This is a genomic window from Tateyamaria algicola, from assembly GCF_047715485.1.
In the GTDB taxonomy this organism is placed as follows: Bacteria; Pseudomonadota; Alphaproteobacteria; order Rhodobacterales; family Rhodobacteraceae; genus Tateyamaria.
Map to the genome: position 1 here is coordinate 2215722 of NZ_CP180422.1, position 14820 is coordinate 2230541.

The 14820-nt window shown below is 63.5% G+C and carries 6 protein-coding genes; 2 read left to right on the plus strand and 4 right to left on the minus strand.

What is annotated here, in order from left to right:
• Position 1: 1 nt before the first annotated feature.
• From ACMHLQ_RS13280 to ACMHLQ_RS13295, 4 genes are read right to left on the minus strand one after another with little or no spacing between them, the layout of a single operon-like run.
• The gene (locus tag ACMHLQ_RS13280) at positions 2–3991 is read right to left on the minus strand and encodes a hypothetical protein (RefSeq protein WP_415401130.1); all 3990 of its coding nucleotides are present in this window, start codon (positions 3989–3991) and stop codon (positions 2–4) included.
• Between the two features lie 28 nt (positions 3992–4019).
• Positions 4020–7196, minus strand: a complete 3177-nt coding sequence (locus ACMHLQ_RS13285; protein WP_415401131.1) for a hypothetical protein — start codon at positions 7194–7196, stop codon at positions 4020–4022.
• 43 nt (positions 7197–7239) lie between these two features.
• A complete protein-coding gene (locus ACMHLQ_RS13290; RefSeq protein ID WP_415401132.1) occupies positions 7240–7776 on the minus strand; it encodes a hypothetical protein in 537 nt (178 codons plus the stop codon).
• Entirely contained in the window at positions 7740–11162 is a 3423-nt protein-coding gene (locus ACMHLQ_RS13295; protein ID WP_415401133.1) for a DUF6603 domain-containing protein, read from the minus strand. The genes ACMHLQ_RS13290 and ACMHLQ_RS13295 overlap by 37 nt, the downstream gene beginning before the upstream one ends.
• A gap of 255 nt (positions 11163–11417) precedes the next feature.
• Here ACMHLQ_RS13295 and ACMHLQ_RS13300 point away from each other — a divergent pair, with 255 nt between their 5' ends.
• The gene (locus tag ACMHLQ_RS13300; protein ID WP_415401134.1) at positions 11418–12386 is read left to right on the plus strand and encodes a threonine dehydratase; all 969 of its coding nucleotides are present in this window, start codon (positions 11418–11420) and stop codon (positions 12384–12386) included.
• Between the two features lie 86 nt (positions 12387–12472).
• The gene (locus tag ACMHLQ_RS13305; protein WP_415401135.1) at positions 12473–14626 is read left to right on the plus strand and encodes an esterase-like activity of phytase family protein; all 2154 of its coding nucleotides are present in this window, start codon (positions 12473–12475) and stop codon (positions 14624–14626) included.
• The last annotated feature ends 194 nt before the right edge of the window (positions 14627–14820 follow it).

The window sequence follows — 14820 nt, forward strand, 5'->3', positions numbered from 1 at the left end:
ATCACTCCTTTCCGTCCGGTTTGAAGGACAACCACCCCTCCATCAGTGCGGGCGGCGCTGAATCAAGCCGCGCCTCCTGCCCGGCCTTGACCAACGATTTGATCGTGTAGGCGGGGTCTGTCCCCGGCGCGGTTGGGGCGGTGAGCTGTGCCCAGCTCCAGTCGCCATGGCGTTCGGTCGGGTAGGGGATGCGCACCTGTTCTGTCTCGCTCAGCACCGGGCCGGTGCGGAAGGTGAGCGCGAATTGCCCCATGGCCGGGCTCACGAATGTATCGGGCAGGGACACGACGCGCGTGGGCAGGATGCCGGTTGTCAGGTGCACATCGCCGCGCGGGTCCAGCAGCATGGTCAGGGTCGTGTCGCCGCCGTCAAAGGCGGCCTTGAGGTAATTGCCCGGCGCAATCGGCGTGATGTAGGGCGGTGTCGCGGGCGCCTGTCCTTCGGGCTCGTGTACGGCGTGGAAGGCGGCGTAGTTGTCGTCGATGAAGTACCCCATCAGCCCGTCGTCATAGAGGTTCAGACTGCCCATGCGGATCTGCCATTGCAGCGCTTCCAGGCCGGTGCCCTGCTGTTGCAGCGTGTCGCGCCAGCTTTGGTTGACGTAAGGCAGGCCATCCAACTCAAGCCCCAGTTTGCAGCGCACGAGCGCAAGTGGCCGCCCGATCAGCACCGACAGGTTCTGATCCTTGCGCCCGCCCAGCGGGTCCACCGTCCATTGCGTTTCATCAACGCAGGACAGGAAGTTGCGCAGCCCGGCCCCCTGATCGTTACGGCCCATCAGCCCGGCGACGAACCCCTTGAGGTGGGTATCCTTGATGTTGTCCGGATCAAGTACCGCACCGTCACTGCCCGGCGCAGGCAGCCAGCTGAGGCTGTGGCCACCTCCCAGATCGGCCAGCTCGATCAATTCCCCAAGCGCGACGCCGCTGGCGTCATAGACGTTTATCCCCCGGTCCAGATGGTTGGGAATGATCCAGCCACAGACCGGGTTCACACCCGCGCTTTGCCCCAGAATGTCGTTGTCATTGCTGGCGGACAGGAAATCAAAGTTCAGGCGGGCCGGTTGTGGAAGCCGCGGTTGCAGATAGACCGATTGCAAGAGGTCAGGTGTGCTCACCTTCTTGTTCTCGGCGGGCAGCAGGCCCGCACCGCAGAGCGGGCGAAAGCCCAGGCCGCCGCCCGTGTTGCCCTGAGCCTTCATCAGATCGACCGTCTGGCCGAAGGCGTCGATCACCAGCAGCGAACTGAAGGTCATGTACCCGCCCCGCACCGGAAAGAAGAACGGATCGCCCATGCCGAAGCGGATCGGCTGGTCGCCTTTTTGCGGATCGGGGGTTTCATTGTATTCGGCGCCGATCACCGGGGCGATGTCGGGATTGGGCGGATTGCCCGGATTGACCGAGCGCATGACCATCGCATCCGTCAGCCCCATGAGGCGTTGGGACAGGAAATTCATGTCGCCCACTTTGTCGATCAGCGCCTCGACCGCCTTCAGCCCGGCCTCGGGCGCTTTGGCTGTGGTCAGGTAGTGGTGCAGCCGCGAGATGAGCGCGAAATTGGCCTGACCGGTCAGGAAGGTGCGCCCCTGATACCCTTGCGGAGTCTGGATCGGGTTGTCGCCTGTCCAGTTGTAATCGGTGCCGTCAAAGGCCCAGTTGTCGAGGTCGAAGCCCCAGTTGTCGCATTGCTCTCCCGGCGCTGATTTGCCCGTGTTCGTGCTGTTGAGCGTTGGATAGAACTGCATGTCCCATTGCAGGTAAAGCGGTGACCACGCCTGTTGCCAGGGGGCATAGGCGAAGGTTTCGGTGATGGCGGGCACCCATGTGCCGCCGTGCGAAGTGACCGGCGCGGAAAAGTCCGTGATCGCGTCTGCCAGTGCGTCGATCTGCGCCTGACTGCCTGCGCCGTTGTTAACGACGGCCACGATCGTGCCCGCGTTTTGCGGATCGGCGAGGAAGGTTTCCGTGACCAGTGCCGTCACCCCGGATTGGACGGGTGCAGGCAGGTTTGCATTGCGCACTGTCGGGATTTCGCTGGCGAATGCGGTGGCAGGCGTCACATCCGTCGGGTTCGCCACACCCGAGATGATGCCAGTGGCCGCCTGGGGTTCCGTGCGGCAGATCAGGGTATCGCTCCACCCGGTGCCGGCGAGGTATTTGGGGTGCTGTGTCTTTTGTTTGGCCGAGGCTTGCAGCCCGGCGACCATCACCACCGGATCCGCGGGGGCGTGGAAGGGGTTCGCGCTTGACGCTTTGAGGGTCCACTGGCTGGGGTCCAGCTTGAGCGTGTTGAGCGCGTAATCGGCAATGCTGATCGGGTCGGTCGGGCCAGGCAGTGCCGCCGCACTGGTGGCGACCGCCTTTTGCTTGGCCGCGACGTCCTGATAAAGGCCCTGCTGGGTCGGATCGAGGTTGTCCTTGAGGTTCTTCAAGACGGTCTGGGGGTCGCTGACCCATTGTTGCCAATCGGAGTCCGTCTTGCTGCGTTCGTGTTTCCACCACGTCGCAAAGAGCGACCATTTCATCGACTGCAATTGCCGCAATGCGCTGTCCAGCGCGACCTGATCCGCGTTCAGCTTGGCCAACTGGTCAAGTTGCGTCGGTGTCAGCGGAGTCGCGGGCGGCGGGGCGGGCGCGGCGCTGAGACCCGCAAAGTCGGAATCTGCGGCAGGCACGATCTCCCACCGTGTACCGCCCGGTTCGGTGGAAAACTGCGCATCGTGGATCTTGGTTTCCAGTTGCGCAGCGCCATCGGCCTGGTCGAGCAGTTTGAGCGCGTTGAAGTTCAGCGCCTCGAGTTCCTGCACCTCGAGCGTGCCGAGATCGGCAGAGGCGGCTTGCGATTTGACCAGCGCGGACAGGGCGTCGGCGGCGGTGTTGCCAATGCAGACCGTCATGCCCTTTGTGCTGGAATTCGCGCGCGGCGGGATGTTGACGTTTGTCCATGACACCGAATGGATCATGCCGTGATAGAGACTGGAATTCGGCATCTCTGCCGCCGTGGTGGGCGGGGTGTCGACGGCCCAGTTCAGATCGGCCATCAGGTCAGTCCAGGCGTCTTCGGGATCGCTTGCACTGCTCCAGGCGCTGCGTGTGCCGCTGCAATCATCGCCCCAGTGCACCACCGGGCCATAAAGCGGATCGGCAGAGGGGTCGGAGTACCAGCCGATGACCTGATAGGTCAGCTCGGCCCCTTCGGCAAAGGGCACCTTTTGCGTGCCGTTCTGCGATCCCAGATCGTCATAGATGCTGAACACGTTCTCGGTGCCCGGTTGCGAGGCGTGAAAGCTGAGCTCGCCCGGACCCACGGCGCGCAGGAACAGGTCGGTGCCCGCCGCACCGCTTTCGCCCTGCCACGCCGACAGGACGCGGGACACGCCGATATTGGTCTGCTTGATGTCGCCTGCCACGCTTGTCGTGGGATCGACAAAGGGGGATTTGCCGTCGTTCAGGCTGATCTCGTCCGAGGTCAGGATCCAGCTGGTGGTGGCGCGGGGTGCGTTTGTGGCGGTGACCGGATCAAAGCGGGTGACCAGCCAGCGGTTGGGCACGAGGGGAAAGCAAATCTCGGGGCTTGGCGTGATGTCGACCTTGGGCGCGCTTGTGTAGCCGTGCCCCGGCGCGATCATCCGCACGGCGCTGACTGCCCCCTTGCTCAGGTCGGCCACGGCCAGCGCGCCGGACCCGCCGCCGCTGGTGATGGTGACCGTGGGCGGCACCACATAGCCCGAGCCGGGATTGATCAGATCAACGGCAGAGACACCCCCGCCGGTCACGGTGGCCGCGCCGGTCGCGCGGATTTGCGTGCCGTGGACAAGCGCCTTGGGCAGGGCCCAGTGCAGGTGAATGCCGATCCCCGGTTTCTGGCCCAGTTCCGAGGGCGCAGGCAGCGGGTCGGCGAATTTGTCGAGTTGGGAAAAGTCGACAAGGCCACGATACCACGTCTGTTGTCCAAGGACGGCGCCGTTGACCAACAGCGCCTCGACGGCCATGGGGACAAGCAGGGGGATTGGCTGGGCATCAGTAGTGTCCCTTCGGTGTCATGGGGGCGGCCACGGCCTTGGGATCGGGCTGATTCTGGAAAATCATCTGTTCGGGCGCACGCACCATCTGGATGGCGAAGTCCGCCGCATCAAAGGGGGCGGGCAGGCTGCCGCCATAGGCCGTTGCCAGTTTCGCCGACAGCGCGGCGGCAAGGGCGGTTGTGTCGAGCACCGGTGCCACGGCGGTTGCATCACGGTAGTATTGCGTGATGTCGATCGAGGCTGAGCCGATTATGTCCCCGATGGGTTTGGAGGGGCTGTCCGACACCCAGCGCAGATCGACGATCCCGCCATCCTCGTGGCCAAAGGCCAATTGCTCGTGCGGCTCGCCCAGTTGGACCCAGGCGGGTGGTTCCGGGAACAGGACCAGCATCACATCCGGGGCCAGCCGGTCGATGCGCAGCGGCTGCATCGGATCGCTTGGCGTCGGGTTGGTGCCCCCGGCGGCGAGTGTCGAGGTGCGGTAGCCCTTGATCTCGAGCCCGGGCCAGCCGGACACCACGGATGAGCGCAACAGGAACCCGGCCACCGGCACGCCCGGATTGGGCGCGGGATTGGTCGGGGTTTGCCCCACCAGCCGGGCACGGGTCTGGACCATCTCCTGCTGTGTGGCATCCACCAGCAGATCGTAGTTCAGCGTCTGGTACAGCACCTCGTGCCCGTTCTCGAGGCCCACGCTCAGCGCGCCGTCCACCAGTGCCTTTTGATAGTTCGGATCGACATAGAAATAGCGCAGCGACTCGGTCGGTAATGCGCGGGTGTCGGGCACCATCTGGGCAAAGGGCAGGCCCATCATCAGGCGCAATTCGCCCAGCCACTCGACCACGTAAGACAGGGCCGAGGGGGCCGGATCACCCAGATCGGTGCCGTTCATCTTGACCAGCAGCGCGGCAATGGCGGGCTGTGCCAGCAGCGATTGCAGGGCCGAGATCACGTTTGCAGGGGGCGGTGCCGGGGCCGCTAGCGTGTCGACACCTGTCTGACACCCAGAGGGTAGGTCCACATCCGCCTGCCCGAGTGTTGGCGCGATATTGGCGGCGAACGTGCTGGTCAAATAGTCCATTACTGCGTCGGACAGCAGGTCGGCCTCCAACAGCTTTTCCAACTCGGCCACGGTGGCGGCGTCATCCTTGGTCAGGTCCGGGCTGGGCAGATATTTTTGCAGTACGCTGTTGGGCGTCGCCTGAATGCGTGCCAGCAGCGTGTTGGTCAGGGTGATCCCCTGTCGACGCCATTCGCGCAGTTGCGTGGCAAAGTTCTGATCTGACAGCGCCAGGAGGCGGCCCGCCTGCCATCCCGCCGCATAGGATTGATCGAACAGGCCCGTGGTGTCGTCATAGACCATGGCCGCGCTTGCATTGTCCCACGCGCTGTCGATGGCAAGTGCCGGCACGGGCAGCGGTGCGAGCGGCCCGCGATACCACGCGAAACTGTCGACGCCCGACCGTGTCTGGTATTCGAGCGCGGTATAGCCTGCGTTCAATGCACCCTGAACGGCCGTTGCGGCAGCCGATCCGTCACCCGGCCCGGGATCGGGCAGGCGCAGCAACAGGTTGTCCTTGGTCGCGCCTGCGTCCCCTGCCGGCGCGGCTAGGTTTTCCATCAGATCGCGGAAATTCCCCGCCTCTGACAAGCAGTAGAACGACCAGGAATAGAGCGAGACGAGCCGCACGTTTTCCACGGTTTTCCCGGTGACAGGATCGGTGGGCCACTGCGGGGCGGTGCCCATGAAATCCTCCCACCCCTCGAACGAGACGAGGTGCGCCTGCCAGCGCGCCCGCGTGCGCGCTGACGCCGCCGCGCCGCTGCCGCCACCGCCTGAAAACGTGATTGTGGGTGGGGCGGAATAGCCGCTGCCGGGATTGGTCAGCGTGATGTCCGTGACCTGATCGCCGCTCAGGATTGCGATTGCCGTGGCGCCGGACCCACCGCCGCCCGTGATCGTGACATCGGGAGCGGTGGTGTACCCCTGGCCCGTTGCGGTCAGGGTCAGTTCGGCCACGGGCCCCGGCCCCGGAGATGGAAAGCGGTTGCCAACCACGGTACCGAATTCGGTCACACCGCTTGCCGTGCCGGTTTCCTTGTCTACGACCGGCACGTCGCGCACGTGGGCAAGCCAGCGCGGTTCCACATCCGAGCTGTCAAAGCGCGGCACGAGGCGGGTGAACGTGGCGGTGTCGATGTCAATGACACGGCCCTGCACACCGCGCGCGGCTGTTGCCGTTGCACCGCTGCCATCGCCACTGATCGTGACATCTGGGTCGCTTGTGTATCCGGTGCCCACCTCTGTCACGGTTGCGCCAACGATGACGCCATCGCTGATCGTCGGCGTGACGGTCGCACCCGTGCCGCCGCCGCCCTTGAGGGACAGCGTGGCGTTGGACGGATAGCCAGAACCGGCCTGAGTGATGGTCACGGATTGCACAGCGCCGCCCGATACCTCGACCGACGCAGCAAAGCCGGTGCCGCCCCCGGAGAGAGTGAGGGTTGGGGCCGTGGTGTATCCGCTGCCCCCTGCGGTCACCGAAACCGCTGTGACAACGCCGCTGGCAATTGTGGCATCCGCCGCAGCACCCGAACCGCCGCCCCCAGCCAGCGTGATCGTGGCCGAGGTGTATCCGCTGCCGCCATCTGTGATCGTGAGGGCCGTGACCTGATCCAGCATGTCCTGCAAGTCGGGCGTGCCGATCTGCGGGCCCATCGTGCCGGGTGGTGGCGACAGGATTTGCGAGGCGCGGCAGGTCGTCAGGCCCTGGGCCAACTCGTCCTCCTGCACCAGCAGGACACCGAGGTAGGGTGTGTCATTGTCGGTGGCGGTCAGCGGACGCTCCCACGGCATTGCGCCGCCTGTGAGCGTGACCGAAGCGAGGTTCTGATCAAATGCTCCGACCTGACCGGAGGGTGGGAAAACGGCGTGAACATCCGCCGGGTCCATTGCAAAGCGGGGTGCGGCCACTGCCACCGTCTGTGTCAGGGGCAGCGCGCCGGGGAACGCCGTGTTGGGCAATGCCGTGCCCCCGTCAGCGACATTGGTGCTGGCCACTGTCTGCTTGATCGAGATGTTGTACATGCCGCCATGCATCGCGGGGATGTGCCGGTTGAAGAACTGGATGTCCCCGAGTGGCAAAGGCCCTGCCGCGCTTGGTTTCGTCATGTCAGGGACCTCCGCAGGTCGGTTGGTGTCTTGCAACGGATCATCACGCCACTTTGCCCAGCATGGGCGCCCCCGCGAAACAGGTCGGGATGGCGTCGACAAAGGGCTGCATGTCGCCATCTGTGCCCGCGTTCAGCCCCGCCGCGCCCAGGGCGTTAAAAATGTCGGTGCGCAAGGCCACCACGGTGCTGTCTGCCGCTGTCTTGGCAATCGTGCCAAGCGAGGTTGCATCCACCGTGGGCGCGTTGGTTTGCGCCGTCTGCGGCAAGGGCAGCAGGTCGTTCTGCGCCGCTGCGGGATTAATGGGGTCGGTCGCGAGGTTAGCTTGCGGAATCGGCGCAGGCCCTGTCATCGGATGCTTTTTCGGGCTGATGCCGCTCAGGCCCGTCATGCGCCCGTCCAGGGTTCTGGCCTCGGCCTTGGGGGTTGTGCCGGGGGCAATGGGCACGCCCCACAGCGCCTCGGGCACGGACTTGGTCGCGATGTCCCAGTTCCAGTCGGTGTCGATGTCCAGCACCGTCTTGGTGTCGTCATAGACGATGCTCAGGTCCAGCACCGAGCTGGTGCAGTTGATGCCCATGGGGCGCACGCCGACATAGTAGCCGTCGCTGCGGGCGCAGGCGGGATAGGTCGCGCCTGCCGGGGCGGGGGTGTGATCGTGTCGGGTGGGTTCAGCGTTGGCGGGGCCACAGGCGTGGGTGTACCGGGCCCGGTCAGGTTGAGCGACGTGAGCGGCCACGCGGTTTCCACATCAAAGGCAAAGTCGCCCGCCCGCACCATCCACACACCGTTCTGATCCTTGGCCGGCACCTGCCCGCCCGTGATCCTGAGCGTGACCACGTTTTCGAACGGCACGCTTGCCCCGACCGCCGCCGCCTGCATCATCGGGTGCGGGTTTGCGGCCTGTGCGGTGTTGTTCTGCGGCAGCAGCGCGGTGAAGTCGTCCCACGCGACATAGCCACCCGTTTCGTTACGCCTTGCGCCAAAGGACACGGTGAACGAGGCAACATACAAATGGACACGGGCCTGCCCGCCGGTGGGTGGCCCCCACAGTTCGAGGTCTGCACCGACTTCGGCCTTGATGGTGGTTTTGGTGAACAGCAGGTTCACCCGCACCGACACGCCGATGCTGACCCCGACATTGGCGAGATAGGCAAACGGTTTCCACTGGATCAGGAAATCGGCATGGGCCGTGAACCACGCCCTGATCGGCCCGGAATGGAACTGGATGTCCAACCCGCCACCGCCCATGATGACCGAAGGTGTCAGCGCGAAATAGGCTGTGCCCGTCACGGTCACATCGGTCGAGACTTTCCAGTTGAACCCGAGGCGGGGTTCGTCCGGGTACCAGGCCGGTTTCTTGAAATAGGACGAATATCCCCCGACGGTCAGCACGAAATCCCCGGCATGGGGGCTGGGATCGAACCAGACGAAAAAGGCAAAGCCGCCGGTCAGTTTGCAATCCTTGGTCAGCACATAGGAATTGGGCGTGATCTGAAGCGTTGCGCCCAACTGGCCCTGGGCCGGAATGAACAGCACTTCGAGGCCCAGTTCGACATAGGCAAAGACTTCATCGCCCTCTTGCGGCAGCTTGATCCGGGACAGGCCCAGAACCGCCACTTCGAATGTCTTGCCGAACTCGATGACCAACAGGGCGTTGGACTTGATTAGCTCGTAGGACGTGAATTGCACGCCCGCTGCGAAAAAGTTCACGCCTTGCGCGGGGGGGATGTATTCCTTGAGCGCCTCGAGGGCCTTGGCGGGGTCCGGTGTCTTGCCGCCCAGCTTTGAGGCGTCCGAAAGGCCCGCGACCAGTGGAAAGTCCTGCACCTTGTCCTGTGCCGGGACCTTCAGCGCGCGATTGTAGCCAAAGCCGCCGCTGACGCCGGTGACAAAGAAGAAGCCCGGACCGCCAATGGTCGCATCCACCAGCGCAAAGACGAAAAGCGATGGATGCCCTTTGACCTCGGCCCATGATCCCATGGCCGACACGGTCCACTTGTCCCCGACCTTGACCAGCGCCTGACCGTTGTACTCGGCGACCTTGTTGCCATCCACGACAACTTCGTCCTTGAACAGCCCGCCGCTGATGTCGACCGATCCGGTCTTCATCGTGAAATCGAGACCTTCAAGCCCGAGCGTGTAGTCGCTGATCGTTCCGGGCGTGCGCAGTGGAATGCCGACGGAGAGCTGCTTCAGTTCCACTTCCAGCTTGGACACCGTCACCTTGGCGTCAAACAGCAGACCAAGGTCGAGATCCTTGTTCGGCTGTTTCCATTCCAGCCCGAAGGTCTTCAGGAACAGCGGCCCGAAACTGCGCTGGATCGGCAGGATCACCTTGTCTGCCGGTTTGTCCTTTTGATCAAAAAGCTGGAAGTTGACCTCGGTCGGGTTGGCCGGGTCCGAAACCCATGCCAGCGCCGCCGAGAACTCGGGCGCAACCGCCTGCTTGTCCGCGCCATCGGTTTTGGCCGGTGCCTTCTTGGTCGTGTCCTTCTTGTCGCCCGAGGACAGCAGGTTGGCAGCCACCGGGTTGCCAGACGCCCCCTTGGTCACATTGCCGACTGGCAGCCCAAGTTTGTCGACGCGCAGCGCGCCGCCCCATGGCACCGGTTTCAGGTTGCCGAAATCAAGCGAGACGTAAAACCGCGGCTCGACCCCGCCAAGCGTCACGCCCTTGACCGAGGCCAGTGGCGTCTTTTCCGCGCCGTTGTAATCCAGCCCGAGGCTGACCAGTTCCAGCCGGGGCTTGAAGGTGGGTGTGGTGCCGGTTTCGCGCACGACAAACAGGGTGACGCCCGGTGATGGCACGGTGCCTTTGGGGTCTGCGCGCTTGATCCAGTTGTTCTTGTCGCTTTCGCCGGTCAGCCATTTACCGACCTGCAGTTTCATCACGTTGGGCTTTTTCTTGGCAGGTGTCGGGGCGGCGATCGCGCCCTTCTTCTTTTTCTTTTCGCCCATGACCTGGATATCGGGCACGGTGACGCGCAGCCCGTAATCCGTGGCCGTCTTTTTCAGCACATCCTGCGAGGTGACATAGACCCCGCCATCGCGGATCTTGGCGATGGGTTTCTTGTTGCTGGCAAGCGCCTTGAGGCCCTCGGCCAGCACCCATTCGGCGCAGGCCTTGGCCGAGGTGAGGCTGAGCAGAGTTTTGAAAGCCCCGAAACTGTACGACCCAGCGGCCTGGGCCACGCTGGCCTTGAGCGCACCCAGATCAACCAGAATGTCACCGACCTTGATACCCGTTGAGGGAATGGGCTTGGCGAGGATGGCGGCGACCTGTGTCTCGGCCAGCACCGGATCCATCCAGTTTGACAAGGTGCCCAATGCGGCGCCCAAGCCTTGCAGCGTCTTTTGCGTCGATTGCGGCGACGGGGGCGTCATTTGCAGGAAATTCAGCTCGAAACTCGGGTCGGAGGTGAAGGTCACCAGCCCCTTGAACTCCAGCCCGTCAAAGGTTGCGGCCCCGGCCTTGAAACTTTGGGTCGAGCTGAGATCGAAGGCGACCGTGATGGGATCTTTCGTGCTGCCTGTCACCACGATTGCCGAGGTGAGGGGCAGTTCGAACAGGGGGATCGTGGCCCACAGGTTTGCCGTGATCGGCTTGCCATCCGACATCGCGTGAAACAGGCCCAGCGCAACCACCGAACTGGGGCTGGTCGTGTCGCTGGGCAGCACCACGTAGACCGGTGTTTCGTTGTCTTCGTACTTGATCTGATACCAGTCGTTGCCGTCCGGGCTGACATCCGATTTCTCGCCCAGCACATCGCGCAGCAGGTCGAGGATGGCATCCCTGTTCTGCGGAATCCCTTCGATGTAGGTGACAGGGTTCTCGAACCAGTCAAGGTTGAGGGCCAGATCATTGCCCGTCCTGGTCAGCAGCCCGACCAGAACGCCAATGTCCGCAAGTCGCGGATCAAGAGCGTCGGACGGGAACGAAAGCCCCGATGCGGAATTGTTCAAATCAGTCTTTCGGCCAACCCCACTATCATGGCGTGACCGACCTCCCCAGGTTCAATTCATCAACGCTTGCACATTTGTCCCTCACCCGTCCACCAATAGTTGTACAATCAACAAGTGGTCTCTTTCGGTCATCGGGTGTGGGCCAAGCTCATGGGTGCGCCACGCGGTGTTCGTTCCGCGCGCCCGAGAAAAGCAAATCCGACCAAAGGGCTAGGGGGTGTTGACTTGACCCCGGCGCAGGCTGATGGTCGCGCAATGCTGACCCTTGATACCCTGCGCGACACCGCCGCATTCATCCATGCGCGCATGGCCCCGACGCCCCAACACCACTGGCCGCTGCTGTCCGCCGCGACGGGGGCCGAGGTGTGGGTCAAGCACGAAAACCACACGCCCACGGGGGCGTTCAAGGTGCGCGGCGCGCTGACATTCATGGACTGGCTGGTGCGCACCCACCCGGATGTGCCGGGCATTTGCACGGCCACCCGCGGCAATCACGGCCAAGGGCAGGCCTGGGCCGCAACCAGCGCCGGTCTGACCGCCAAGGTCTATGTGCCGCGCGGCAATTCGGTGGAAAAGAATGCGGCCATGCGCGCCTTTGGTGCCGAGTTGATCGAATTCGGCGATGATTTCGACACCGCGCGGCAAGAGGCCTATCGCGTGGCCGAGGCGGAGGGGCTGTTCATCGTGCCGCCCTATCACCCCGAACTGGTGCGGGGCGTTGCCACCTACGCGTATGAACTGTTCAGCGCGCAACCCGATCTGGATACGGTTTATGTGCCTATCGGCTGCGGGTCGGGCATTTGCGGGACGATCATGGCACGCGATGCGCTGGGCCTCGATACCAAGGTGGTCGGCGTGGTGTCTGATCGCGCCCAGACGGCCAAGCTGTCGGTGGAGGCCGGGCGGCTGATCGAGACAAATTCGGCGGCCACCTTTGCTGACGGAATGGCCGTGCGGGTGCCCGTGCAAGAGGCGTTCGACGTCTATTCCAAAGGGGCGGAGCGCATCATTGCCGTCAGCGATGACGACGTGGCCGAGGCGATCCGCCTGTACTTTACCGCCACGCATAACGTCGCCGAAGGGGCCGGGGCCGCCCCACTTGCGGGCCTGATGCAGGAGCGTGAGCAAATGGCAGGCCGTAAGGTCGGCGTCATCCTGTGCGGCGGCAATATCGACACCGGCTGGTTCCGCACGGTGCTGGAAGGCCAGACGCCGACCGTCTGATTTTACAAAACCGATATGAAAACGTTACGGGCGCGTTAACCAAAACGGCCACTCGGTGCGGGATGTATTTCCCGAAGGAGTGTCTGATGACCAAGCCCCTGATATGCCTGACCTCGGCCCTTGCGCTGAGTGCAGGTGCCGCCGCTGCCGAGATGAATTTCAACCGCATCGCGTCTTTCCCCGTCGTGACCAACATGGCCGAAGGCGCGGACACCAGCCGCGAAACCTCGCCCGAGATCATTGATGCGACGGCGGATGGGATGACGCTGGTCTATACCGACAGCCCGCTCGAGGTGCTGGGCCTTATCGACATCACCGACCCGGCCAACCCGGCGCCTAAGGGCATCCTTGAGGTCGGGGGTGAGCCGACATCTGTCGCCGTCATCGGCACGACCGCCTTTGTCGGGGTGAACACCTCCGAAAGCTACACGGCCCCGTCCGGCAAGATGCTGGCCATCGACACGGGCAACGGGTCGGTTCTGGCCTCCTGTGATCTGGCCGGCCAGCCCGACAGCGTGGCCAAGGCGCCCGATGGGTCGTTTGTGGCCGTCGCCATCGAGAACGAGCGGGATGAAGACCTGAATGACGGCGTGATCCCGCAACTGCCCGCTGGCAGCCTGAAAATGATCAATGTGGTCGACGGATCGCTGGACTGCGACAGCATCGCGACCGCAGACCTGACCGGGCTGGCCGAGGTCGCGCCCAGTGATCCCGAGCCTGAATATGTCTCGATCAACGCCTTGGGCGAAACGGTCGTGAGCCTTCAGGAAAACAACCACATGGTGGTCGTGGCGCGCGATGGGTCCATCGTAAGCCATTTCTCTGCCGGTGCCGTCGACCTGGTGGGCATCGATGCCACGGATGAACGCGCCGCGCTGCTCTTTACCGAAACGCAAGAGGGCCGTTTGCGCGAACCTGATGCGGTCACATGGATCGACGATCAGCACTTTGCCACCGCGAACGAGGGTGATTACCAGGGCGGCTCACGCTCCTGGACGATCTTCAACAAGGACGGCACGGTTGTGTACGAGGCGGGCACGTCGTTCGAGCGTGCGATGATCCAGATCGGCCACTATCCTGACAAGCGGTCGGACGCCAAAGGGGTCGAGCCCGAGTCGGTCACAACCGGCACCTTTGGCGGCACGCCCTACCTGTTCGTCGGGTCCGAGCGCGGGTCCATCGTCGGTGTCTATGACATCACCGACCCCGTCGCGCCTGTGCTGAAGCAAATGCTGCCTTCCGGCATCGGGCCAGAGGGCTATGTCACCATCCCCGAGCGCAACCTGCTGGTGTCTGCCAACGAATATGACGGGCTGGAGGATGGCGCGGCGCGCGCGCATGTGATGCTGTTTGAATATGCCGAGGGTGATGCGGTGTACCCGCACCTGACATCCGCAGGCATGGACACGCTCACAGGCTGGGGCGCGATCTCGGGCATAGCGGCCAAGGACAGTCTGATCTACGCCGTCTCGGACAGCTTTTACGGCTATCAGCCGCGCATCTTCGTGATCGACCCCAGCGAAACACCGGCAAGGATCGTGGACGCCATCGACGTGACCCGCGCAGGCCGCCCGGCGCAAAAGCTGGATATGGAGGGGATCGCCATTGACGGCGACGCGTTTTGGATCGCATCCGAAGGGCGCACGGACCGCGTGATCCCCCACGCGCTTTACAAAGTGGACGCTGACGGCGCGATCGAGGAAGAGATCGGTCTGCCCCCTGCACTCATGGCCGTTGAGAAACGGTTTGGTTTCGAAGGCGTGACCAAGGTGGGCGACACGTTGTGGATGGCTGTCCAACGCGAGTGGGAAGACGACCCCAAGAACCACGTCAAACTGGTGTCCTACAACATCGAGACCGAGGAATGGGGCGCTGTCCATTATCCCAAGGCGGAACCGGCAAAGGGCTGGGTGGGCCTGTCGGAAATCACGGCCTTTGGCGATCATGTCTATATCGTAGAGCGTGACAACCAGCATGGGATCGAGGCGGTGACCAAGAAGGTTTACCGGGTCCCGCTGGCCGAGATGCAGCCCTCACCGTTGGGCGGTGAACTGCCTGTGGTGCGCAAGGAGCCGGTCGCGGACCTGGTCCCGGCGCTGACGTCCACGGGTGGCTACGTGCTCGACAAGGTCGAGGGGCTGGCGATCATGGAAGACGGCACCGCCTGGATCTCGACCGACAACGATGGCGTCGACGATCATTCGGGCGAGACGATGTTCTTTTCCATTGGTCAGATGTGAACATTTTCTTGAAGTAAGAAAATGGCGCCGCCCAGTTTTTCGGGCGGCGTTTCTTGTGGCAAGCCGACCCTCCGGGGGGAGTTTATCCAGCAAAGTGAAGCGCAAAGGGTTCGCTTCTTCTTCATCTTGCCAGGAAAACTCTGGGGAGTCCGAAGGACGGGGGCAACGCCCCCTCAAAAATAAAGTGGCCCGGG